Source organism: Alcaligenes endophyticus, from assembly GCF_026344035.1.
Classification (GTDB): Bacteria; Pseudomonadota; Gammaproteobacteria; order Burkholderiales; family Burkholderiaceae_B; genus Alcaligenes; species Alcaligenes endophyticus.
On record NZ_JAPKND010000006.1, the window covers coordinates 123,745 to 147,486 of the forward strand.

The window sequence follows — 23,742 nt, forward strand, 5'->3', positions numbered from 1 at the left end:
CAAACATTTTGTTCAGTTACCGTCACGCATTTCACGCCGGCAATCATGCCGATGTACTTAAACACGCTATCTTGCTGCAAATCTTTGATTATTACGCTCAAAAAGATAGCCCTTACAGCATTATCGACACGCACACCGGTTCCGGCTTGTACGACCTAGAGGACGACTGGGCCCAAACCAAGGGCGAGTTCTACGATGGGCTGGACAAAGTATTGCAAGCCGAGAACCCACCTGCGATGGTTGAACGCTATCTGGATGCGATTGCAGACCTCAACCCCGATGGCATTGCGCGCTATTATCCAGGCTCACCTTGGTTAGCCCTCACCGCACTACGTCCGCAAGATAGCTTTCATGGATTTGAGTTGCACCCTTCTGAGTTTCAAACGTTAAACGATAACGTTAAACAGCTTTTTCCACGTCCTAACCGTCGCGTTCGCCTGTATGCTGAAAACGGTTTCGACGGTATAAAACGCTTACTGCCTCCACCTTCACGGCGAGCAGTAGTGGTGATGGACCCTTCTTACGAGGCCAAGGGCGATTATCGCCAGGTACAGCACAGCCTTAACGAGGCCTTACGCCGTTTTGCGCAATGCTGTTTTGTCATTTGGTATCCCCTGGTACAGCGCCCTGAAGTACAGCAATTACGGCGCTACCTAGAAAGCCAAACACTACCTTGGCTACATACTAGTCTGACTGTGCGTGCCCCAAGCCGCGATGGTTTAGGTTTACACGGCAGCGGTATGTTTATTGTGAATCCGCCGTGGACCCTGTATCAGTCTTTGTCCGAGGCTCTGCCCTGGCTTAAAGCCGCGATGGCCCAAGATAATAAAGCCCAAAGCTATTTGCAACAGCATAAACTCTAGGCTTTTGCCCCACTTACACCCAGTTAGGCTAGGTGCTCACCTTCTTTTAGGTAGCGCCACTGGCCTACCGGTAAATCGCCCAGCACGATATCCCCAATACGCACGCGCTTTAACCCTACTACTTTCAAGCCCACCATTTCGCACATACGACGAATTTGGCGCTTACGGCCTTCACGTAAAATGAAACGCAATTGGTCTTCGTTCTGCCAGCTTACTTCGGCAGGCCGCAACTGCTGACCATCTAGGGTCAGACCAAAGTTAAGCATTGCTAAGCCACGCTCAGTGAGCTTGCCACTGACGCGCACTAAATATTCTTTTTCGATGACTGAGTCTTCGCCCACGATTTGACGCGCTATACGGCCATCCTGAGTAAGAATCAACATACCTGTCGAGTCAATATCCAAACGCCCAGCAGGGGCTAAACCACGCAGATGTCCGGGCTCAAAGCGCACCCCTCCTCGCCCACCCTTGTACTGCGTAACACCCGAAATAAGCGAGACAGCATTGCGGTAGCCTTTTTCAGCCTGCCCCGATACATAACCCACCGGTTTATGTAAAATAATCGTCACCCGTTGGGTCTGTTTTTGACGGGCTTGTTTTTCCAAGGTGATTTTTTGATTTGGATAAGCCTTAGAGCCTAGCTCGGAAACCACCTCGCCATCGACCCGCACCCAACCTCGCTCAATAAAAGCGTCTGCTTCGCGTCGCGAACACATACCGCGTTCGGCCATTAATTTTGAAATACGTATTTTTTCCATAAGCGATATTTTATGGCTTTGGCGATAATATAGTTTATGAAATTCCATTGCATTGAAAAAAAACCTTGGCAACAACACCTGCGACCTAGCTACAGTCCGCTGCAAAAGTACTGGTTACATCGACCCGGTGCCTTGACTGACGGCCTACGACAACTAGGACAGGTTGAGCTAAACGTGGTGCGCGAATATGCCACAGGGCTCAAAGAAGACGAGGCCTGGCTGTTAGACCGCGCGTGTCCCGCCCCCGTTTGGGTACGTGAAGTGCGCATGGCAATTGACGGCGTTTTATGTGTTGTGGCACGCAGCTTCACCCCACTAGTAGACTCCCATGGGCTGTGGCAAGGCATGCGTCGTCTGCGCCAACGTCCCTTAGCCGACATGCTATATAACGATGCGCAGATACAACGTTCGGCCTTTTTAAGCTGCCGTTTGCATGCACACATGCCTCTTTATCGCACAGTTCGATTATCAGCTTTGCAGCATGGCTCCCCACACCCTCCTGCTCCTACACAAATATTGGCCCGTTGTTCGGTCTTCTGGCGGCAAGGTAGCCCTTTGCTAGTAGCAGAAAGTTTTACCCCTGAATTCTGGCACATCGCAATGGACTAATAGGCTAAACAATAGGCTTTGTTATAAACTTATAATTAAAATTTATATAAAGCATAGACAAGGTATTTCTCATGAGCAGTGGTGATTCAGGGCGGCATAATGCGCTTGTGCTTTCTGGCATGCAAGCACTCGGCGGCGCCAATCCGGCACTAGTAGTGGCGTTAAGTAGCTTGGTAGGACAGCAACTAGCCTCTTCTCCAGAACTAGCCACTCTGCCCGTCACCACCTTTAATTTAGGGCTGGCGCTAGGCATACTACCGGCTATATTCATGATGCAGCGCATAGGGCGCAAGCAAGCCTATTTACTGGGAGCTATTCTCGGCATCGGCGGTGGCTTACTGGCCACGTGGGGCATTTATATCGCTTCCTTTACTATTTTTTGTCTGGGGGTGGCGCTGGCAGGGTGCTATGCCTCGTATGTGCAAAACTATCGTTTCGCCGCCGCTGATGGCGCCAATGATGAGTTTCGCCCCAAAGCGACCTCGTGGGTGTTGGCTGGGGGGCTTTTAGGTGCTGTGATTGCCAGTCAAACTATTATCTGGACTAGCGATCTAACACCCTTGCACCCCTTTATGGCCTCGTTCTTCTCGCAAGCGGTGCTGGCAGCCTGCGTCATACCCTTAGTGTTACTATTGCGGGCTAAAAGCCTAGGCTCCACGTCACGCCATACCGGGCCTTACCAGGGACGCCCTCTTAAAGAAATCGCTCGCCAACCACGCTTCATTGTGGCTGTACTGGCCGGGGTTGCCTCGTATGGCCTCATGAATTTTATGATGACGGCCTCCCCGTTGGCCATGATAGGCTGCGGTCACAGCATTACGGATTCAACGCTAGGTATTCAATGGCATATTCTGGCCATGTTCGGCCCTAGCTTTATTACCGGCAATCTGATTAAACGGTTCGGCCAAATCCCTATTACGATGATTGGCCTATTACTTATTGGTGCTGCCAGTGCGGTGGCCTTGACCGGTTTATCAGTCAACCACTTTTGGTTAAGCCTTATTTTGTTGGGTGTAGGCTGGAACTTCGGCTTTATTGGCGCCACCAATATGGTGATTTCCTGCTATCGTCCCGTTGAGCGCAGCCGCGTTCAGGCTTTAAACGACTTCATTGTTTTTGGTTGCGTCGCTCTGTCTTCCTTCAGCTCTGGCCAAGTATTGGCTAAATATGGCTGGGACGTTATCAACCAGGGCAGTTTTCCTATTGTAATTGCCTTGCTTTGCGCTCTGAGCTGGTTGTGGAGGCATGAAAGCCGTTCTCCTGCTAGCCACACCACAACCGCCTAAGCTTTACCACCCCGTGGGCCACGGAGCTATTTTCATCGTCAACACATAGCAAACTATGCATAGCCCACCGGAGTAATGGCTTTATAAGGCTTCGCGCCCACTTTCTCCGGTGCGAATACGAATCGCTTGCTCGATATTGGTGACGAAAATTTTTCCGTCACCAATGCGACCTGTATGGGCCGCTTTAATAATTGCGTCGATGACCGCTTCACTACGATCGGCCTCCACTACCACATCGACTTTAATTTTCGGCAGAAAATCCACTACATACTCAGCCCCGCGGTACAGCTCTGTATGTCCTTTCTGACGTCCGAAACCTTTTACCTCAGTCACCGTTAAACCGTTCACGTTCAGCTCTGATAGCGCTTCGCGCACTTCATCGAGCTTAAATGGTTTAATAATGGCTGTAATTTGCTTCATGATGAGATTCCGTTAGTCGTTGAATTATTGTTGCTGTCCCCTAAGCTGGCGGCATGACGTGCCATGCTTAAGCCTTGGCTCAAGTCATAGCCCGTTGGAGTCTGGAACAGGCGCAAGGACATTTCTGGCAGAATCGCTAAAAAATGATCAAAAATGTCCCCTTGTATACGTTCAAACTCCACCCAAGCTGTATTATTAGTGAAACAGTATATCTCTATCGGGATGCCTTCGGCTCCAGGCTCCATCATTCGCACCATCATGATCATGCCCTGATGTATTCCAGGGTGTTGTTGTATGTAGGCCATGCAATACGCACGAAAGGTTCCAATGTTACTGAGACGCCTATGATTGACGCGATCTATCCCAGATTGGGCAAGCGCTGTATTAGTCTGCCTTAATTGCTGCTTTTTTTCTTTCAAATACTCGTCTAATAAAGCAAAGCGGGATAAGTCTTCTATTTCAACATCGCTCAAAAAACGCACGCTGGTGGCATCAATACTAAGGGTACGTTTAATTCTGCGCCCTCCCGACTCAAACATCTGACGCCAGTTTCGATAACTTTCAGAAAAAAGCTTGTAAGTGGGAATCGTAGTGACCGTCTTATCCCAGTTTTGAACTTTGACCGTGTGTAAGGCAATATCGATCACAAAGCCGTCGGCCCCTGCTTGCTTCATCTCAATCCAGTCGCCGATGCGCAACATATCGTTGCTACTCATTTGGGTGCTGGCCACCAAAGACAACAGGGTGTCTTTAAAAACTAACAATAAGACGGCTGATAACGCCCCTAGGCCAGAGAGTAGCAATAAAGGCGACTGATCCATCAAAATAGATATAACGAAAATCACCCCTATTGCCCAGAGCGCAATCTTAGCGAGCTCGATATAACCTTTAATAGAGCGTGTCTGGCCACGATTTGAAGCCGCATACACCTGCTGCCAAGCGGCTAACAAACGTACTAAAGCTAATACGGTTAACACCGTAGCTAAAGTGGCCGCCATACGAGCAATGCTGATTAACCACGCCTCGCTCACTGGCAACAAGGCAACATTACCCACAAATAAGTAAGCCGGCACCGCGTAGGAGCAATAACGCACCACTTTGTGTTGCGCTAAGGCCTTAATCCATTCTTCTTGCCCCGCTACCCGTAATAAGCGTTTAAATAAGCCAGACAGTACCCGTGAAGTAATCCAACTAGCTAAGGCCATCGTCAATAGCAAAGCGACCAATGCCAGCGCCACCTGCGCCCACAAACTACTAGGGAACCAAGACTCGATGACTGACCAATTCAACCACTCGGCTAATGGAGGTTCAGTCGGAAATTTTTCTTCCATCTTTTTTAAGGCTCTATAAAACTCAGCTAATAACGCCAACGGATAGTAGGCAGTAAGCAGTAAACACTCTAATATACTGCACAGCGCCTTACCGTGTATTTCTGTGTCTGCACAGGGCTCGGCGTAGTGCCCGTATTCCCGTATAATTTCTCGCTATGTCAAATCAAAATACCCCCGCCTCTCAGGACCAGTTCGCCAATAAGGCCCAAGCTTGGTCCGCTCGTTTCTCCGAGCCCGTCTCCGATCTGGTCAAGCGCTATACCGCGTCGGTAAACTTCGACAAGCGCATGGCCCACTTTGATATCCAAGGCTCTTTAGCCCACGCCACCATGCTGGCTGCGGTTGGCGTTATTAGCGCCGAGGATAAAGCAGATATTGAACGCGGCATGCAGCAAATTCTGCAAGAAATCGACGCTGGCCAATTTGAATGGTTGCTCGACCTTGAAGACGTACACCTAAACATCGAAAAGCGTTTAGTAGAGCTAATCGGTGATGCCGGCAAACGTTTACACACAGGTCGTTCACGCAACGATCAAGTAGCTACCGATATACGCCTATGGCTACGCAACGAAATTGATATCGCCCTAGAGCTACTGGCTCAAATGCAGGTCAAGCTTGCACAACTGGCTCTAGAGCAAGCGGACACGATTTTACCGGGTTTTACCCACTTACAAGTGGCTCAACCGGTTACTTTCGGGCATCACTTATTGGCTTATGCCGAAATGTTTAAGCGCGACGCTGAGCGTTTGGCCGACTGCCGCAAACGTGTCAACCGTTTGCCCTTGGGGGCTGCAGCGTTAGCCGGCACTAGTTTCCCTATCGACCGCGAAATGGTTGCCAAGCTGCTCAATTTTGACGAAGTCTGCCGCAACTCGCTAGATGCTGTATCAGACCGCGACTTTGCCATCGAATACTGTGCCGCCGCTGCACTCATCATGACGCATATTTCGCGCTTTTCTGAAGAGCTAGTCATGTGGATGAGCCCACGAGTCGGTTTTATCGATCTAGCAGACCGCTTTTGTACCGGCAGCTCCATCATGCCGCAAAAGAAAAACCCGGACGTACCGGAATTAGCTCGTGGAAAAACAGGTCGCGTGAACGGCAACCTTATTGCGCTACTTACGCTCATGAAAGGCCAGCCCTTAGCCTATAACAAAGACAACCAAGAAGACAAAGAAGGCTTGTTTGACTCCGCCGACACCATTCGCGATACCTTAACCATCTTTGTCGACATGATCGCTGGTATTAAGGTGAAAGCCTCAGCCATGCGCGATGCTGCTTTGCAGGGCTTTGCTACCGCCACCGACTTGGCCGACTATCTCGTTAAAAAAGGCCTGCCTTTCCGGGATGCACACGAAACCGTGGCTGCTGCCGTCCGCCATTGTGAAGATGCAGGCTGTGATTTAGCTGATCTTAGCTTAGAGCAGTTGCAAGCCTTTGATGCCAGTATTGAAGCGGATATTTTCCAAGTGTTAACGCTGGAAGGCTCCGTGGCTGCACGCAAGCATATTGGTGGCACCGCCCCCGAACGAGTGCGTATTGAGGCACAGCGCATCATAGACCAAAACAGCTAACCGGCGTACGCCCTATATATACCACCTTAATCGGTGGCGCACTACGGCCATGGATACCCACGTATTCATGGCCGTTTTCCATTAACGCTCACCGTTCTGCCCTCTGGACCGAACAAGATCTTGCCAAGTACACACAAAGCCTTTACAACTGTTTGAACTAACAACTTCTTTCTCTGCCACTATGACATCCTTACTCAACCAGTTGATTCGCGTGGTCAAAAAGCCCCAAGGGATACCGACCGCTGACACATTCAAGATAGAACAAGAAACCCTATCACCCTTGGCTGCGGGGCAGTTACTGATTAAAAATGAATGGTTATCGGTGGAGCCCGCCATGCGTGGATGGCTAGCCGATGCCCAAAACTATGCCAGCGTCCCGGTAGGGGAAGTCATGCGTGCTTTATGCGTGGGGCGCGTTCTACAATCCCGTCACCCAGATTACCAAGAGGGCGAACTTTTGCTAGGTTGGTTCGGTTGGCAGCACTACGCCCAGTGTGATCCCGATGCCGTCGTGCAACGCATCACTTCATCGACCTTATCGCCCTCTTTGTATCTTGGCGTTTTAGGTCTGAATGGCGTTACCGCGGCCACTGCGTTAGAGCAGCTGGGGCAACCTAAGCCCGGTGATACAGTGGTCGTTTCTACCGCTGCCGGTAGCGTGGGCTCCTGTGTTGGCCAATTAGCAAAAGCGATAGGATGCCGCACCGTGGGCCTCACCAGCTCAGCGGCCAAAGTCAAGGCCTGCTACGACACCTTTGGCTACGATGCTGTCATCAACTATAAAACCGATGATTTGCATTCTGCTCTATCACAAGCATGCCCAGAAGGCGTGAATGTCTATTTTGACAATACCTCGGGCGCCATTTCCGATGCCGTCATGCAGCACCTAGCGATTGGCGCACGGGTGGTTATTTGTGGCACGGCCTCGATCCCTCAATGGAATCCTACCCCCATGGGGCCACGGGTAGAGCGCATACTGCTTACTCGTCGTGCGCGCATGCAAGGATTTATTATCTTTGATCACATGGACACCTATGCCGACTATGTACACCAACTGGAACAGGCAGTCCTGAACGGCCAATTGCGTTACACCGAACATATCACCGACGGCCTTGAGTCTGCGCTCAACGCCATCAGCGAGCTTTATCAAGGCGAAAACCTCGGTAAACGCCTCATTCGCCTGTAAAAACTGTAGTAAACAAAAAAAGCCTGAGATAGCGGCATAACCGCTCTCAGGCTTTAACAGTTTGCTTATTGACCTGCTTCAGCGCTGTTTACAAGGCAAACTCCGGCTTCACCCCACCTTGGCGAGGTAAGCCCATCATGGCACGCGCTTCCGCTGGCGTGGCGGGTTCATAACCCATTTCACGTACTAGCCGTACGACGCGCTCGGTCAGTTGGATATTCGTCGCCAATTCACCTTGAGAATAATACAAATTATCCTCTAGACCTACGCGAACATGACCGCCTAATAGCAAAGAGTTCATCGCAGCGGGTAGCTGTGCTGGACCGATACCACTAACCCCAAAAATAGCGTTGGGGGGCAGCAGATCGACCATGTACTGCAAGTGCCGAGGCGAATAAGGCATAGCATTTTGAAACCCTTTATGCACACCCATTACTAGATTAATAAAGGGGGGATCGTCATCTAAACCCTCAGCAATCAAGGTATTGGTATCTTGCAGAATATGGGTGGGGCTAAAAACCTCCCATTCGGGTTTGATACCGCGCTTTTTCATTTCCTCGGCGAGGTAGCGTGCTTTGCTGGGGGCCGTGTTCATGAGCAGTTCTTTACCACCAAAACTAGCAATGATGGTGGTGGCATCCAACGTACACATTTCTGCGCCCGCATCCATACCCTTGATGCGTTCTTCCCAGAGCAACTCCCACAAACCGGGTGCTGTCTCGCCGATCATCTCGCCGTGCACACCACCGCCAGTGGAATTATTCAAGATAATGTCGCACTTGGCACGAATGCGTGTGTTGATATCATGATAAATGGCGGCGTCGCAAGTAGCTCCGTCATCCGGGGTGCGTGCATGAATAGCCACGACACTTGCGCCCGCGTTATAGCAGTCGTAAGTATCTTGGGCGATTTCAGCAGGCTGAGTCGGCAAGGCAGGATTCTGACTTTTGTAAGCCATTCCGCCCGTCGGAGCGATCGTCACAATGACTTTACGCTGGCTCATTAAGCGCCCTCCTTGGTGAGCTTGCAAGTAGACTCTTCCAAGGTGCCATACACTTGCTCAGCAGGTATCACCGCGATCTGATTCACGTAATCCCACGCACCTTTACTGTCACCCGGTTTTTTCACTTGCAGTAGCACCATATCATTCATCATACGACCGTCGGCGCGCACCTTGCCGTTTTTCACAAACATGTCGTTAATCGTGTTGGACTTAAGCCATTTCATAATGGCATCTGCATCATCTGTACCGGTTTCTTTCACCGCATTTAAATAGGCCGTGACAGCGGAGTAGTCACCTGCCTGTATGTAAGAAGGCTTACGCTTGACCTTTTCCTCAAACCGATCCGACCACTTGCTGGCCTCGTCAGAAATGTTCCAATACCACGGTACGGTAAAGTACATGCCTTGGGTGACATCCAAACCTAAAGAATGGATATCCATGAGGAACACGGTCAAGCCCGCCAAGTTCATCGTTTGGTTCACACCAAAGTCACTGGCTGCTTTCACGGCGTTCACAAAGTCACCGCCCGCGTTGGCCATACCTAAAATATTGGCGCCTGAAGATTGCGCTTGCAGGATAAACGATGAGAAATCATTTGCCCCCAGAGGCACACGTACTGAACCGACCACATCTCCACCAGCCGCTTTGACTACCTTAGAGGTTTCATTTTCCAACGCATGACCAAAGGTGTAATCGGTTGTGACGAAGAACCACTTCTTTCCGCCGTCTTTCACGACGGCATCGCCGGTACCCGACGCTAAAGCATTAGTGGAGTATGTGTACTGCACGGTATAGGGCGTGCACTGCTCATTAGTCAGGGCCGAAGCACCCGCCCCTGAGGTGATAAAGACTTTCTTTTTCTCGGCCGCTACCGCTGACATGGCCAAGTTAGCGGCAGAGTTAGTTCCTCCGATTAAGACGTCGACCTTATTCTGATCGAACCATTCCCGTGCTCGCGCCGAAGCGATATCTGCCTTGTTTTGGTGATCGGCCGTTAATAGTTCAATTTTTTTCCCATTGATCTCTCCACCGGCGTCTTCAATGGCCATGCGTATAGCCTCAGCCCCAGCGGGACCATCATAGTCTGCGTATACGCCCGACATATCCGTAATAAAACCAATACGTATCACATCATCGGAAATATCTGCTGCATACGCTGAGTAGGATAGCGCACCTAACGCCACTGCTAAAACTGTGCGTTTGAGGGGGAGAATTTGATTCATATAGTTGCCTTTATCAGTTTGTCTCTTTTATCATCAAATCATTAAATTGATGCTTAGATCAAAATAAGCGTCTTAGTCCCCCCCGTCAATAGGCACTTGCACGCAAGCGCCTAGTCGTTAACAAGGAACACAATGACTATTGAACATGTTGCCGTCATCGGCACAGGAGTAATTGGCAGTAGCTGGGCAGCCTATTTTCTGGCAAAGGGATTTACGGTGACTGTGTATGACCCAGCACCCAACGCTGAGCAAACACTACGTCAGCATGTGCAAAACTTCTGGCCAGCCCTACAAGAGCTAGGAGTGGGTCAGGGCATCAACCCCGACCAATTGCGCTTTGAAGCTGATTTACACGCTGCCGTCAAAGACGCCGACTTCATTCAAGAAAATGCTCCAGAGCGTCTGAAAATCAAGCATGAGCTCATTGCTCAAATTGAACAGGCCACACGCCCCACGACCATTATTTCCTCCAGTTCTTCGGGCTTATTAGTATCTGACATGCAAGCGGGTGCTCAACATCCAGAACGCATTGTTTTGGGACACCCTTTTAATCCCCCTCACTTGATTCCTTTGGTCGAAGTGATTGGCGGCAAGTTAACCTCTGCCGACACCGTACAACGCACCATGCAGTTTTATAAAGATATTGGCAAAAAGCCAATACACGTTAAGGCCGAGCGTAAAGGCCACGTTGCCAACCGACTGCAAGCCGCCTTATGGCGTGAAGCCCTCTATTTGCTCCAAGAAGACGTGGTGTCAGTGGAAGACTTGGATACGGCGATTGCTCATGGCCCTGGCCTGCGTTGGGCACTGCTAGGCCCTTTCATCAACCTGCATTTATCCGGCGGGGCGGGTGGTATTGCTCACACCATCGAGCATCTCGGGCCTCCTATTGAAGAGTGGTGGCAAGACCTAGGTACGGTAAGCTTAACGCCCGAACTACGAGAAAAGCTCACTCAAGGTGTACAAGAAGAGCTTGCGGCGTATGATCAACAAGCGCTCCTTCGCAAACGCGACGCTTTGCTGGTCGATTTGCTGAAAGCCAAAGAAAACACCCCCGATTACCTCTAACCCATCATAAACGGAGGAGACTCACATGTTCGAACAATATAGTGTCAAAGGCAAAAGCGTGCTCATTACCGCTGGTGCCAGTGGCTTAGGTCTGGAAATAGCCAAGGTATTCTTAGAAGCGGGTGCCCGAGTGTGCATCAGCGATGTCGACCGCAACGGCATGCAAGACGCTGCCCAGAACCACCCTGAACTGCTCACCTACTATTGCGACGTCGCTCAAGAGCAAGACGTCGACAAACTGTTTGAGTTCGTCAAGGAACAGTTCTCTGGCTTAGATATTTTGATTAATAATGCCGGCGTTGCCGGACCTACCGGCTATGTGGAAACGCTTAGCAAAGAAGACTGGGATCGTTGCTTAGCCGTTAATATTACTGGACAATTTCTGTGCGCGCGCCGCGCCGTTCCCTTGCTAAAGCAATCCTCAGAAGGCGTGATGATCAATATGTCTTCGATCGGCGGGCATATGGGGTTTCCGGGACGCGCAGCCTACTCCTCATCGAAGTGGGCCGTGGTCGGTTTCACCAAAACGCTAGCCATTGAACTGGGCCAACACGGTATCCGTGTTAACGCCATTTTACCCGGTGCGGTAGAAGGGCCTAGGATCGACGCCGTGATTGCCGCCAAGGCAAAAACGCTGGGCCTGCCTGTTGAGCAGGTGCATGCGGAGTATGTCAGCAATGCCGCCCTAAAACGTATGGTCAGCGCACGCGATATCGCCAATATGGCCTTATTTAATGCCAGCGGCGCTGCCCGTAGCGTAACGGGACAAGCACTGGTGGTAGACGGCTTTACGCAAATGCTGGTGTAGCAGGCGCCTCGCCCACCTATTTGCTTAGGTGGGCGCAGGCCCTGCACATCTAGCGCGTAAATAAGGCAATAGATTCTATGTGTGCGGTATGCGGGAACATATTAATGACCCCAGCCTGCTCAAGCTTCCAGCCACCTTCGCGTACAAGAATACCGGCATCCCTTGCTAGCGTCCCCGGATTACACGACACATAGACCAAGCGCTCGGGACGCTCGTGATGGTCTAGCTGACTGAGGGCTTGCGATAGGGCCATGGCGCCATCACGCGGCGGATCAATCAGCATACGATCAAAATACCCCAGCTCACGCAACCAACTGACGTCAACTTCAAACAAATTTAACGTTGCAAAACTGGCTTTATCCTGCAACCCGTGCTCGCGTGCTGCCTCGGTCGCCCGTAAGGTTAAGGTGCTACTGCCTTCGACACCCACCACGTTGGCCGCCTGTCGCGCAATGGGTAGGCTAAAATTACCCAAGCCACAGAACATATCGGCAACTCTATGCTCTGGCTGCACTTGTAGCAAAGACAAGGCCGAATGAATCATGCTGCGATTTATCGACTGGTTAACTTGGGTAAAATCACTAGGCTTAAAGCCCATACGTAAATCGAACTCAGGTAGTGCATAAGCTAAGTGCTGCTCATCGCCCCGGTTAAGAGGATGTATGGTCTCGGGCCCCTTGGGCTGTAAATACCACGTCACCTGATGCTCGCGCCCAAAGTTACTCAGCAACTCAATGTCTTCAGCGCTTAAGGGCTCCATATGCCGCAAGGTCAAAGCCAGTTGCTGATCGCCTTTAGCTAATTCAATTTGGGGAATGCGATCAGGGCGTGAAAGGCCGCCCAACATCGTCCGTAATGGCCGTAACAGTTGCGATACGTCGGCCGGCAACACTCGACACTCGTCCATGTCGACCACATACCGGCCATTGCGCTCCCGAAAACCCACCAGCACACCGCCCTTTTTATTCACTAAGCGCACTGAAAAGCGAGCACGGAAACGATAGCCCCAATACGGACCATGTAAAGGTGGCAAAATTTGCGGCGCCTGTACCCCACCGATATGTTCAAGCGTATCTTCCAATACACGCTGTTTTACCGCCACCTGAGCCTCGGGATGCAGGTGTTGCATAGCGCAGCCACCACAGACAGAAAAATTAGGACAGGGAGGCTCTACACGCATGGAACTGGCATGTAGCAATTGTGTCATACGCGCCTTATCGTAGGAGTCTTTGCTACGCACCACCTGCGCCCGGACACGCTCACCGGGCAAAGCGCCTTCTACAAACACTACTTTGCCATCACGGTGCGCAACGCCCCGCCCTTCCAGGTCCAGCGATTCAATCAATAAAACATCAGACATTATGTGGTTTCCAGATGCCAAGCTACGGCCTACTTCATTGTTCGGGTGTTTTGAGTCAGCAATTCTACACTTGACTGCAAGTGCTGCCTAAATAAAAAAAGCAGCCCTGCTAAGAGCTGCTTAGTCATGCAAACATTATTGCTGATTAACGAGCAGGTAAGTAGCCCAAAGGATTAACCGGATTACCCGAACGACGGATTTCGAAGTGCAAACGAGGTGAAGTGGTATCGGACTCACCTAAATCAGCAATACGCTGACCACGTTTTACCTCTTGCCCTGCTTTCACATGCAATACATGATTATGCGCATAGGCGGTGATAAAACCATTGCTATGGCCCAACAACACCATAGAGCCTAGTCCACGTACGCCATTGCCTGCATACATGACTTTACCGTCAGCGGCCGCCAACACAGGATCACCCACCTTGCCTTCAATGTCTACGCCTTTGGTTGAAGCGTTGAAACCTTGAATCACTTTTCCTTGCGCTGGCCAATCCCAACTAATTAAGTTGGCATCAGTGGCACGGGGTGCCGCGCTTGGTGTTTCGGTAGGCACTGGCGTAGCGGGTGCTACAGGTGCAGTTACCGGTGCGGTACTAACAGGCGGAGTGACGGGCGTGCTTACCGCTACTTCAGATGTGCCTTGGCTCAAGCGCAAGGTCTGGCCTGGGCGTAATACTGAGGGGTCCGCTAGGTTATTAATACGTATTAAGGAAGCAATATCTGTATTGTGCGCTTGAGCAATTTTATACAGAGTATCACCCGGCTTAACGACATAACTTCCAAGCGTACTGGGGTTGCTCACGGCTGGCGTGGCTGGAGGAGCCACGCTAAGATCAGCAATTGGCGCGCGCGTCGTGCGCGATCCGCACCCTGCTAACAGGGTGCTCAGGGCTAGGGCAACGACCACCACATGTCGCTTCTGAACGCCTGTAAAAGCAGCGGCTAACGGTAAGCTGGCTGCATGCTGCATATAAATCTCCAAACAATAAGCAAATTCAAGTCTGTGTGCCCGCTCGTAAGGGTACAAAGCGGACTGCTTCCATTTCTTCCCGGCGCCATGTACTGGTGCCGGTTCGTTCCACCAACACCAAACGTTGCTGGTTAGCGCCTTCAGGGGCAATTAAACGCCCCCCTACGCTTAGTTGTTCTAACAAAGGTCGTGGGATACTGGGCCCCGCTGCTGCCACTAAAATAGCATCATAAGGCGCTGCTACGCTATAGCCTTTCATGCCATCGCCAAAGTGCAGGCGCACGCGCTGGTTCAGGGCTAATTGACGTATAGTACCGCGAGCCATATCGTACAATCCTTTGATACGTTCTATGGCATACACTTCTTTTACCAATTGTGCCAAAATCGCGGCCTGATAGCCACATCCGGCACCCACTTCAAGTACTTTATTAGGTATTTTACTCTCACATACCGCGGCTATCATACGTGCCACCACCCACGGTTGCGAAATAGTTTGCCCAAAGCCTATCGGTAAAGCGTCATCTTCGTAGGCGCGGCTAGCCAAACCTTCATCCACAAATAAATGGCGGGGCACGGCAAGCATTGCTCGGAGTACGCGCTCGTCAACGATTCCCTGACGGCGTAAACGCTCAACCATCATAATACGCGAACGCTCTGAGTTTAAGCCCAGGTTTTCAGTTCTTGACGATTGCACAAACGCTTGCGGAGAACCCGGTTGCAAATGCCCAGGTTGCACGATGCGGGTATTACTATTACTTGCAGATAAACCGCTGCCCAAACGCGACTTACCAAAACGGTTCGTCGTACCCGTTGCAAAAGGATAACGATTTACAGGCTTGTTCATGTTTGCTCCGACCACCGACGCAATTGGTCTAATTGGGCATAATTGGTTAAGTCTACCCGCAACGGAGTCGCTGACACATAGAGGTCTTGAATGGCCCCGAAGTCGGTATCGTCGGCCGAGTCGGACACCACCCCTACCGGCCCGATCCAATAGATAGGCTCCCCGTAAGGCGTGGTACTGCGTATAACCGGCTCAGAGGGATGGCGCTTACCCAAACGCGTTATTTTAGTACCTTTGAGCACGTCATACGGCACTGGCGGAATATTAACGTTAAGCAGGGTACCGGGTGGCAATGGCACCGCTTGGTGCTGTAGAACCAATTCACGCGCTACCTGCGCGGCACTGTCCAAATGCCCCCACCCGCGCTCGGTTAAGGAAAAAGCAATGGCTGGCACACCAAACAAATGACCTTCCATGGCCGCGGCCACCGTACCTGAATAGAGGGTATCATCCCCCATATTGGCACCATTATTAATGCCTGAGACCACTAAGTCAGGACGAAAATCGAGTACGCCCGTCATGGCTAAATGCACGCAATCTGACGGCGTGCCATTTACGTAATAAAATCCATTGCTTGCCTGCCGCAAGGACAACGGGCGGCTTAAAGTTAAGGAGTTGCTAGCACCACTGCAATTGGTTTCAGGGGCAACAACAGTTAGCTCACCTAAGCCTTGCAAAGCCTGGTACAAGGCCTCTATCCCTGCAGCGTTATAACCATCATCGTTGCAAACCAATATGCGCATAACTGTTCCATCAAAAAACAATACATAGGTAGCGAATTGTACCTGCAGGCTTCAGCTTTTTGCTGTTGCTAGGTAGAATCGCCTTGCTAATAATCCGGAGTCCCCAATGACCGCTGTTCCCTTTGTTGTTTGTGCCCTAATCGTTGCCGTTATTTCCTACCTATTAGGATCACTGCCTTTTGCCGTCATCGTGAGTCGGGCCATGGGCTTACAAGACCCACGCAGCTTTGGCTCTGGCAATCCAGGGGCTACTAACGTACTGCGTAGCGGCAATAAAACGGCTGCCATCCTAACTTTGCTTGGCGATGCTTGCAAAGGCTACCTAGCGGTTTATCTGTGCTTGCTAGCCATCGAGCACTGGCATTGGGCAGCCAGCCTAGCTGGACTGAGCGCCCTATGCGCTTTTTTAGGCCACTTGTTCCCCATTTTCTTGGGCTTTAAAGGCGGTAAAGGCGTAGCCACTGCCATTGGCGTGATCCTTGCACTTAACCCGTGGCTTGCCCTAGCAGCAATTGGCACTTGGCTTATAGTGGCCTATGTCACTCGCTACTCTTCCCTAGCCGCTATCATCAGTGCCATACTTGTACCACTTTTTTACTTATTGGGTGGTAATGTTACGTGGCCACTACAATCTAGCTTGGTTATTTGCCTGATATTCATCTCCGCCGCGCTACTTTGGCGCCATGCGGGCAACATTCAGCGTTTACTACAAGGCAAAGAAAGCAAAATCGGGAAGAAATCAAAACCTTAAGTGGGATTACCTGCAGCAACTAAGCTGTGCAGGTCCCAGCGGGGCCGTATGGCAAAACCGTAATGCTTAGGCGCCTGCAAGTTAACCAAGCCAGCCTGCACCCGCAACGCTGCGGCAAAAGCAATCATGGCGCCGTTATCGGTACACAGCTCCAAAGGCGGAAAATAAACGGTGGCGCGCAAACGCGTCATCGCTTGTTGTAGTTGTTCACGCAAGTGCCGATTGGCCCCCACGCCCCCCGCCACCACCAAACGCCGCAACCCCGTTTGCTTCAAGGCCTTAATCGCCTTAGCTGCCAAAACATCCACTATGGCCGCTTCGGTTGCAGCGGCCAAATCGGCACGCTTTTGTTCGTCGAACACACCTTGCTTTTCTAATTGGCGCATACGGGTCATGACTGCGGTTTTTAAACCACTAAAACTGAAATCCAAATCCTTGCTGTGCAGCATAGGACGCGGCAGTTCAATCGCCGTAGCATCGCCTTGCTCAGCAAGGCGCGATAAAGCAGGCCCGCCGGGATAGCCTAGGCCTAATAATTGGGCTGTTTTATCAAAGGCCTCACCGGCTGCGTCATCCAAGGTTTCGCCCAATAGCTCGTATTTCCCTACGGCATCGACACGCATAATTTGTGTGTGTCCACCTGACACTAACAAAGCAATAAATGGGAACTCAGGGCGCGGTTCGGCTAATAGTGGAGACAGCAAGTGCCCTTCCAAGTGATGAATGGCAATACTGGGCTTATTTAAGGACCACGCCATGGCCTGCGCAACACTTGCCCCCACTAGCAAGGCACCCGCTAAGCCAGGCCCTGCCGTATAAGCGATCGCATCGATATCGTCTAAGGCTAAGCCAGCCTCGTCAAGCACCTGTTGCGTTAACGGAATGACCCGTCGTATGTGGTCCCTAGAGGCCAATTCCGGCACCACCCCGCCGTACTCTCGGTGCATGGCAATTTGGCTGTGTAAGGCATGCGCCAGTAAGCCTTTTTCGGTATTCACTACCGCTAGGCCGGTCTCATCACAGGAACTTTCAAAACCCAATATATTCATGCCCTATATTGTAAACGCCCCGAGACAGAACGCGTACTTCTTTATGCATAGGCAAGCCTGCGCATGTTCGAATCCGGTTGAAACACTGCCAATAATGGCTGCTTGCTCTAAGACTCTAGCTTTTAATGCTTACCCAAGCATCAAGGGGAAAACCTTTAAGTAAAGCACTAGCGAGCTAAAGAGCTACAGCTTAAAATTCTTGTTTCATAAGACTACTACTTGCCATTAAGGCATGAGGGGATATCCATGTTTGAAAGGCTGTTCAAGCTTCAAGAGCACGGTACATCAGTACGTACGGAAGTAATCGCCGGTTTTACAACATTTTTGACGATGTGCTACATCATCTTTGTTAACCCGGAGATTCTATCTACGACAGGCATGGACCGTAACGCAATTTTTGTGGCCACCTGCTTAGCTGCCGCCTTAGGCACCTTTATTATGGCTTTTGTTGCCAACTGGCCTATCGGTATGGCGCCAGGCATGGGGCTGAATGCTTTTTTTGCTTTTACGGTCGTCGCCGCTTTAGGTTATACCTGGCAGCAAGCACTAGGTGCCGTTTTTATTTCGGGTATTATTTTCCTGATTTTGACCGTCACAGGCGTGCGCTCATGGCTGATACGCGGCATACCAAAATCGCTACAAAGCGCTATCGCTGCCGGTATTGGTATGTTTTTAGGCCTTATCGCTTTAATTAATTCGGGCATCGTGGTGGCCAATCCAGCCACTACAGTAGGCTTGGGTGACTTGACCTCGGCGCCGGTGCTGTACGCCATTTTAGGGTTTTTCATTATCGCCACGCTCGACACCTTAAAAGTGCGCGGCGCTATCCTGATTGGTATTTTAGCCATCACTGTGCTGTCCATGATGACCGGTCAAAGTGAGTTTGTCGGGGTGTTTTCTATCCCGCCTTCGATTGCTCCTACCTTCATGCAGCTAGACATCATCGGCGCCATGCATACCGGCCTACTCCACGTTATTTTGGTGTTGGTATTGGTCGAGGTTTTTGATGCAACAGGCACCATGATTGGTGTCGCCAAACGCGCGCGCCTTATTGATGAGGGCAAACCCAACCGTCTAGGCAAAGCCTTGTTAGCGGACAGCACTGCCATTGTTGCCGGTTCCGTATTAGGCACCAGCAGCACTACAGCTTATGTAGAAAGCGCTTCTGGCGTACAAGCAGGTGGCCGCACAGGCTTAACCGCATTGGTCATCGGCGTACTGTTCTTGCTTGCTTTGTTCATTTCTCCGCTTGCCGCCTCCGTCCCCGTTTACGCCACCGCACCTGCACTGCTATACGTGGCTTGCTTGATGATGCGTGAAATTGTAGAGGTGGACTGGAGCGATACAACAGAAGCCACCCCTGCTGCCTTGACCGCCTTTGCCATGCCTTTTACTTATTCCATTGCTAATGGCTTGGCGATCGGCTTCATCAGCTACGTGGTGCTGAAAGCGTGCACCGGAAAATGGCGCCATATCCACCCTGCCACACTGCTAGTGGCCATACTTTTTGTTATCAAATACGCTATTGCCGAGTGATAAAAAAAAGCTGAGCTCTTGGGCACCTCTATAAAAACAGGTACACTGAGACCATGACTAACAAAAGCGGCTACCCAGCCGCTTTTTTCAATGCGGAGGCTCTCACATGAGCACGATAGATCTGACCGAAAGCACTTTCCAGGCCGCTATCGAAGATGGTAAACCCATGATTATTGACTTCTGGGCCCCCTGGTGTGGCCCTTGCCGTCAATTTGGCCCAACTTTTGAAGCCGCAGCGGAAAAGCATAGCGACATTACCTTTGCAAAGGTCAACACGGAAGAAGAGCAAGAGCTAGCCGCCGCCTTACGTATCCGCTCTATCCCTACCATTATGGTATTTCGTGAGCGCGTCCTGTTATTCTCCCACTCGGGCGCCTTAAGCCCTACCCAGTTGGATGAACTCATCGAACAGGTCAACGCGGTTGATATGGAGCAAGTACACGCCGAGATAGCTGCTCAGGGCAATAATAGCGCAAGCAATTAAGGGCTCTGCCCACACTCTAAACGCTACCCAAAGGTAGCGTTTAGAGTGTGTAAATTACGTACGCAACCGTTACTCACTCTCGGCAACAACAGGCGCACAAACGCCCTGACCACGAGTCATATTAGTGAAGGCTGTTATAAATGATGCCTGCTGATCAGTAGGTAGACTCAGTGTCCACTGCACACCTTGTGCATCAAAGCTTTCGGCCTGCACTTGCACGCTAAACTGCTCAAAACGCGATTGCACCAATGCCATATCGCTAAACCCACAATGACAACTAAGCTCTGCCATAGGGATTAAGTCACGTTTTTCCGCTAAGCGTAGACACTGTGCGGCCACCCCGCCATAGGCCCGGACCAAGCCACCAGTGCCCAGCTTCACGCCACCAAACCAGCGAATCACCAAGACGGCAACACGATCGCACTGCTGCCCTTCTATGGCTTGCAATATAGGCCGCCCAGCGGTACCGCCAGGCTCGCCGTCATCATTAAAGCGATATTCCTGGCCTATTTTGTACGCCCAGCAATTGTGCGTTGCTTCAGGCGCACCCTGGCTTTGAAAAAATGCCAGCGCCTGCGCAGCACTCTCTATTGGTGCTGCAAGAGCAATGAAACGACTTTTTTTAATCTCTTCTTCGTAACGTTCTATACCGAGCAAAGTTTGCTGCACCATAGGCAAACTAGCCTTGCTCTTTAGCGGCTAAATAATCGTCGTATCCCCCACGATAATCCAGCACTTGCCCGTTTGGTAACACTTCCATAATGCGAGTGGCCACGCCCGAAATGAACTCCCTGTCATGGGAGACAAATACTAAGGTGCCTGCAAATTTCTCTAAGGCCATTTGCAGAGACTCAATCGACTCCATATCCAAGTGGTTAGTAGGTTCGTCGAGCAACATCACATTGTGCCTGCCCAACATCAAGCGCGAGAATGTCATGCGGTTTTTTTCACCGCCTGACAACACATGCACGGCTTTGGTGATGTCATCGGCAGAGAACAACATACGCCCCAAGACAGAACGCAATGCTTGATCGTCGTCACCGGTTTGACGATACTGAGCCACCCAGTCAAACAAATTATCTTGGCTATCGAAATCGTCTGATACGTCTTGTGCCATATAACCAATATCGGCATTTTCAGACCAAACAACCGTCCCGGAATCTGCCTGTAGATCATTTGCCAATAGACGCAGCAGAGTCGTCTTACCTACCCCATTCGCCCCCACGATGGCAATTTTTTCGCCCGCTTCAATCATGGTTGAGAAGTTGTGAATAATCGGCCTGTCGTAGGCTTTGCTTAAGCCCTCAACGGTAACGGCCAAACGATGCAACGGCTTTTTCTGCTCAAAACGAATAAAAGGGTTCTGACGCGAAGAAGGCTTCACCTCGATGGCGTCTGCTTTCAAACGATCAATTTGCTTAATGCGAGAGGTTGCCTGACGTGCCTTAGATTTATTGGCCGAAAAGCGGCGCACGAAATCTTGTAGCTCACTGATACGGTCTTTAGCGCGTGAGTTCGCCGCTAATGCGCGCTCACGTGATTGCATGGCGGCCAGCATGTAGTCATCGTAGGTGCCTGGGTACAAGCGTAAAGCGCCATAGTCCAAGTCCGCCATATGCGTACATACTTCATTTAAAAAGTGCCTATCGTGACTGATGATTAACATCGTGCACTGGTAGCTATTTAGCACTTCTTCAAGCCAACGTATGGTGTTGATATCCAAGTTGTTCGTTGGTTCGTCCAACAACAATACATCAGGATTAGAAAACAAGGCCTGAGCCAACAACACGCGCAGCTTCCATCCCGGGGCCACTTCACTCATGGTCAAATGGTGCTGTTCGATGGGAATTTCCAAACCTAGCAATAGCTCACCAGCGCGCGCTTCGGCGGTATAACCGTCGTACTCAGCAAAACGGCTTTCCAGCTCGGCCGCGCGCATATAGTCTTCTTCGCTGGCCTCGGGATTGTCATAAATCGCATCCCGTTCCTGCATGGTGTCCCACATTTCGGTGTGCCCCATCATTACGACGTCGAGCACCCGCATGTCTTCATAGGCGAATTGATCTTGGCGCAGTTTACCCAAACGAGCACCGGGGTCTAGTGCTACGTTGCCAGAACTTGGCTCAAGGTCCCCCCCAATGATTTTCATCAAGGTAGACTTTCCTGAGCCATTGGCCCCAATTAGGCCATAACGATTACCCTCGCCAAACTTGGCGCTGACATTCTCGAAAAGTGGCTTAGCACCAAACTGGATAGTTAGATTTGCGGTGGAGATCAATTTGAAAGATACACTAAAAAAGTTAAATACAACCTGCTAGTGTAGCAAGCGCTCGCTATTTTAGTTAGTGCCTAGGCATAATTTAATGTTGGTGTTCGTCTATAACCAAGTATGCAAGGCCATCTTCGGTGGCTACACCCACCTGTTTACCCACTGGCAAGGTCACCATCACGTCAGTATGCCCATAAGGTAGGCCACAAATCACGGGTACATTCACGTGACTGCGTAGCCATTGCACCACAACCGCTAAGTCATACCCATCGGACGACTGCCGATACTCGGTAAAGGCCCCCAACAAAATGGCCTTTTGACGGGCTAGAACCCCTGCATGTAACAATTGCGTGAGCATGCGTTCAATGCGGTAAGGGGCTTCGCCTACGTCTTCTAAAAACAGGATACCGTGATTCACCTGAGGAAAATAAGGTGTTCCTAGCAACGACACTACCATCGCTAAATTGCCGCCCCAGAGCACCCCATGCTCATCCACAGGGTCGGCATCGGGTGCCTCGAAACTAAACAATTCCAATTCGCCACGCATGGCCTCACCAAACATTTCTGTCGTCAGCTCATCGGGCTCGTCTGCCCCAAAATAAGCCACCGCTGTTGGGCCACTATAGCTAACCGCCCCGGTTTGCGCTAATAAGGCTAAGCTAAACGCCGTGAAATCGCTAAAACCCACATACCGCTTACCGCTATCGGCTAGCGCTTGCCAATTAACCTGATGCAACAGACGGCTAATACCGTAACCGCCGCGTGTGGCCAACACAATATCTTGAGGTTGCCGCATGCTGCGGTCAATGGCTGCTAAACGCTGTTCATCCGTTCCCGCAAAGCGCTGATGCACAGCCAAAGCATCCACATCGACCTCGGTTTTAAACCCCAAGGCGTTAAGACGCTCGCACGCCAATCGCACCCGCTCCGGCTCAGCAATAGCGCCGGAAGGCGAGAATAGATAAATGCCAGAAGGTGAACAATGGCTACATGCGTGGTGCTCATCGTGATGATGTGCGTGATGCTCGGTCATGGTGATAGGCTAGGAAAAGAAAATTAAGGTTGCGCTACGAGTTAGCGTCTAACTGGGCTTGTTGCTTAAGTAAGTGATGTTGCGCACGTCGTTCACGAAAAAACTGACGCAGTAAATCAGCACATTCCGACTCTAGCACACCCCCGCTGACTACCGTTTGATGATTTAAACGAGTGTGCTCGTGCAACGACAATAGGCTCCCGCACACCCCGGTTTTAGGGTCAGAGGCCCCAAACACCACCCGCTCTAGGCGCGCATGGAGTAAAGCGCCTAAACACATCAGACAGGGTTCTAGAGTGACAAATAGGCTGTAGCCGGGCAGGCGATAGTTACCCACTGCTTTACAAGCGGCTCGTAAGGCCATCATTTCAGCGTGCTGCGATGGGTCGTGATCAACAATGCTACGATTATAGCCCTGCCCCACTAGCCTGCCTTCTCCGTCTATCAGCACTGCCCCTACAGGCACTTCACCTATGGCATAAGCCAGTTGAGCTTGCTCTAAGGCCAAGCGCATTGCGTGCTCATCGTCGCTTAGCATTAAGGTATTATCGGAATAGTTCATTACAGGCGG

At 50.9% G+C, this 23,742-nt stretch carries 24 protein-coding genes; 10 read left to right on the top strand and 14 right to left on the bottom strand.

What is annotated here, in order from left to right; genetic code table 11:
- Window positions 1–8: 8 nt before the first annotated feature.
- Window positions 9–863, top strand: coding sequence for a 23S rRNA (adenine(2030)-N(6))-methyltransferase RlmJ (locus OSH01_RS11765; protein WP_266124303.1), 855 nt, complete (start codon window positions 9–11; stop codon window positions 861–863).
- 23 nt (window positions 864–886) lie between these two features.
- Here the strand turns inward: OSH01_RS11765 and OSH01_RS11770 are convergent, their stop codons facing one another.
- Complete coding sequence (locus OSH01_RS11770) at window positions 887–1,621, bottom strand: pseudouridine synthase (protein ID WP_266124304.1); 735 nt, start codon at window positions 1,619–1,621, stop codon at window positions 887–889.
- Between the two features lie 36 nt (window positions 1,622–1,657).
- On the opposite strand from OSH01_RS11770, the gene OSH01_RS11775 reads away from it, so the two are divergent.
- Window positions 1,658–2,230 carry a chorismate--pyruvate lyase family protein gene (locus tag OSH01_RS11775; RefSeq protein WP_266124305.1) on the top strand — a complete coding sequence of 191 codons (573 nt, stop codon included), beginning with the start codon at window positions 1,658–1,660 and terminating at the stop codon, window positions 2,228–2,230.
- 71 nt (window positions 2,231–2,301) lie between these two features.
- On the top strand, window positions 2,302–3,516 hold the full coding sequence (locus tag OSH01_RS11780; protein ID WP_266124306.1) for an MFS transporter: 1,215 nt from the start codon (window positions 2,302–2,304) through the stop codon (window positions 3,514–3,516).
- Between the two features lie 81 nt (window positions 3,517–3,597).
- On the opposite strand, the gene OSH01_RS11785 is transcribed toward OSH01_RS11780, so the two are convergent.
- A complete protein-coding gene (locus OSH01_RS11785; RefSeq protein WP_266124307.1) occupies window positions 3,598–3,936 on the bottom strand; it encodes a P-II family nitrogen regulator in 339 nt (112 codons plus the stop codon).
- Entirely contained in the window at window positions 3,933–5,267 is a 1,335-nt protein-coding gene (locus tag OSH01_RS11790; RefSeq protein ID WP_266124308.1) for a mechanosensitive ion channel family protein, read from the bottom strand. Before OSH01_RS11790 ends, OSH01_RS11785 begins: the two co-directional genes overlap by 4 nt.
- Before the next feature lie 155 nt (window positions 5,268–5,422).
- Between OSH01_RS11790 and argH the strand changes: the two genes are divergently transcribed.
- Together argH and OSH01_RS11800 are read left to right on the top strand one after the other, a co-directional pair.
- A complete protein-coding gene (gene argH / locus OSH01_RS11795; protein WP_266124309.1) occupies window positions 5,423–6,841 on the top strand; it encodes an argininosuccinate lyase in 1,419 nt (472 codons plus the stop codon).
- Window positions 6,842–7,022: 181 nt separating this feature from the next.
- Window positions 7,023–8,027 (top strand): NADP-dependent oxidoreductase, encoded by a 1,005-nt coding sequence (locus tag OSH01_RS11800; protein WP_266124310.1) that lies wholly within the window; start codon window positions 7,023–7,025, stop codon window positions 8,025–8,027.
- 88 nt (window positions 8,028–8,115) lie between these two features.
- Here OSH01_RS11800 and OSH01_RS11805 read toward each other — a convergent pair whose 3' ends face one another.
- Window positions 8,116–9,030, bottom strand: a complete 915-nt coding sequence (locus OSH01_RS11805) for a BKACE family enzyme (protein ID WP_266124311.1) — start codon at window positions 9,028–9,030, stop codon at window positions 8,116–8,118.
- A complete protein-coding gene (locus OSH01_RS11810) occupies window positions 9,030–10,253 on the bottom strand; it encodes an ABC transporter substrate-binding protein (RefSeq protein ID WP_266124312.1) in 1,224 nt (407 codons plus the stop codon). The genes OSH01_RS11805 and OSH01_RS11810 overlap by 1 nt, the downstream gene beginning before the upstream one ends.
- 132 nt (window positions 10,254–10,385) lie before the next feature.
- Between OSH01_RS11810 and OSH01_RS11815 the strand changes: the two genes are divergently transcribed.
- The gene (locus OSH01_RS11815; protein WP_266124313.1) at window positions 10,386–11,321 is read left to right on the top strand and encodes a 3-hydroxyacyl-CoA dehydrogenase NAD-binding domain-containing protein; all 936 of its coding nucleotides are present in this window, start codon (window positions 10,386–10,388) and stop codon (window positions 11,319–11,321) included.
- Between the two features lie 25 nt (window positions 11,322–11,346).
- Window positions 11,347–12,129 (top strand): SDR family oxidoreductase, encoded by a 783-nt coding sequence (locus OSH01_RS11820; RefSeq protein ID WP_266124314.1) that lies wholly within the window; start codon window positions 11,347–11,349, stop codon window positions 12,127–12,129.
- A gap of 49 nt (window positions 12,130–12,178) precedes the next feature.
- On the opposite strand, the gene rlmD is transcribed toward OSH01_RS11820, so the two are convergent.
- The 4 genes from rlmD to surE all read right to left on the bottom strand — a co-directional run bounded on the left by rlmD (window position 12,179) and on the right by surE (window position 16,049).
- On the bottom strand, window positions 12,179–13,489 hold the full coding sequence (rlmD, locus tag OSH01_RS11825) for a 23S rRNA (uracil(1939)-C(5))-methyltransferase RlmD (protein ID WP_266124315.1): 1,311 nt from the start codon (window positions 13,487–13,489) through the stop codon (window positions 12,179–12,181).
- Between the two features lie 145 nt (window positions 13,490–13,634).
- Window positions 13,635–14,462, bottom strand: coding sequence for a peptidoglycan DD-metalloendopeptidase family protein (locus OSH01_RS11830; RefSeq protein WP_266124316.1), 828 nt, complete (start codon window positions 14,460–14,462; stop codon window positions 13,635–13,637).
- A gap of 25 nt (window positions 14,463–14,487) precedes the next feature.
- Window positions 14,488–15,306 (bottom strand): protein-L-isoaspartate(D-aspartate) O-methyltransferase, encoded by an 819-nt coding sequence (locus OSH01_RS11835; protein ID WP_266124317.1) that lies wholly within the window; start codon window positions 15,304–15,306, stop codon window positions 14,488–14,490.
- Window positions 15,303–16,049 (bottom strand): 5'/3'-nucleotidase SurE, encoded by a 747-nt coding sequence (gene surE, locus OSH01_RS11840; protein WP_266124318.1) that lies wholly within the window; start codon window positions 16,047–16,049, stop codon window positions 15,303–15,305. Before surE ends, OSH01_RS11835 begins: the two co-directional genes overlap by 4 nt.
- 106 nt (window positions 16,050–16,155) lie before the next feature.
- On the opposite strand from surE, the gene plsY reads away from it, so the two are divergent.
- Window positions 16,156–16,800 carry a glycerol-3-phosphate 1-O-acyltransferase PlsY gene (gene plsY / locus OSH01_RS11845; RefSeq protein WP_266124319.1) on the top strand — a complete coding sequence of 215 codons (645 nt, stop codon included), beginning with the start codon at window positions 16,156–16,158 and terminating at the stop codon, window positions 16,798–16,800.
- On the opposite strand, the gene tsaD is transcribed toward plsY, so the two are convergent.
- Window positions 16,797–17,849 (bottom strand): tRNA (adenosine(37)-N6)-threonylcarbamoyltransferase complex transferase subunit TsaD, encoded by a 1,053-nt coding sequence (tsaD, locus tag OSH01_RS11850; protein WP_266124320.1) that lies wholly within the window; start codon window positions 17,847–17,849, stop codon window positions 16,797–16,799. The genes plsY and tsaD overlap by 4 nt on opposite strands.
- Before the next feature lie 246 nt (window positions 17,850–18,095).
- On the opposite strand from tsaD, the gene OSH01_RS11855 reads away from it, so the two are divergent.
- Both OSH01_RS11855 and trxA read left to right on the top strand, forming a co-directional pair.
- The gene (locus tag OSH01_RS11855) at window positions 18,096–19,385 is read left to right on the top strand and encodes an NCS2 family permease (protein WP_266124321.1); all 1,290 of its coding nucleotides are present in this window, start codon (window positions 18,096–18,098) and stop codon (window positions 19,383–19,385) included.
- A gap of 106 nt (window positions 19,386–19,491) precedes the next feature.
- A complete protein-coding gene (trxA, locus tag OSH01_RS11860) occupies window positions 19,492–19,869 on the top strand; it encodes a thioredoxin (RefSeq protein ID WP_266124322.1) in 378 nt (125 codons plus the stop codon).
- Window positions 19,870–19,938: 69 nt separating this feature from the next.
- Here trxA and OSH01_RS11865 read toward each other — a convergent pair whose 3' ends face one another.
- The 4 genes from OSH01_RS11865 to tadA all read right to left on the bottom strand — a co-directional run bounded on the left by OSH01_RS11865 (window position 19,939) and on the right by tadA (window position 23,733).
- Complete coding sequence (locus OSH01_RS11865) at window positions 19,939–20,538, bottom strand: IMPACT family protein (RefSeq protein ID WP_376918142.1); 600 nt, start codon at window positions 20,536–20,538, stop codon at window positions 19,939–19,941.
- A gap of 10 nt (window positions 20,539–20,548) precedes the next feature.
- A complete protein-coding gene (locus OSH01_RS11870) occupies window positions 20,549–22,147 on the bottom strand; it encodes an ABC-F family ATPase (RefSeq protein ID WP_266124324.1) in 1,599 nt (532 codons plus the stop codon).
- 82 nt (window positions 22,148–22,229) lie between these two features.
- The gene (locus OSH01_RS11875; RefSeq protein WP_266124325.1) at window positions 22,230–23,171 is read right to left on the bottom strand and encodes an LD-carboxypeptidase; all 942 of its coding nucleotides are present in this window, start codon (window positions 23,169–23,171) and stop codon (window positions 22,230–22,232) included.
- A 34-nt stretch (window positions 23,172–23,205) separates the two neighbouring features.
- Window positions 23,206–23,733, bottom strand: a complete 528-nt coding sequence (gene tadA / locus OSH01_RS11880) for a tRNA adenosine(34) deaminase TadA (protein WP_266124326.1) — start codon at window positions 23,731–23,733, stop codon at window positions 23,206–23,208.
- Window positions 23,734–23,742 lie beyond the last annotated feature (9 nt).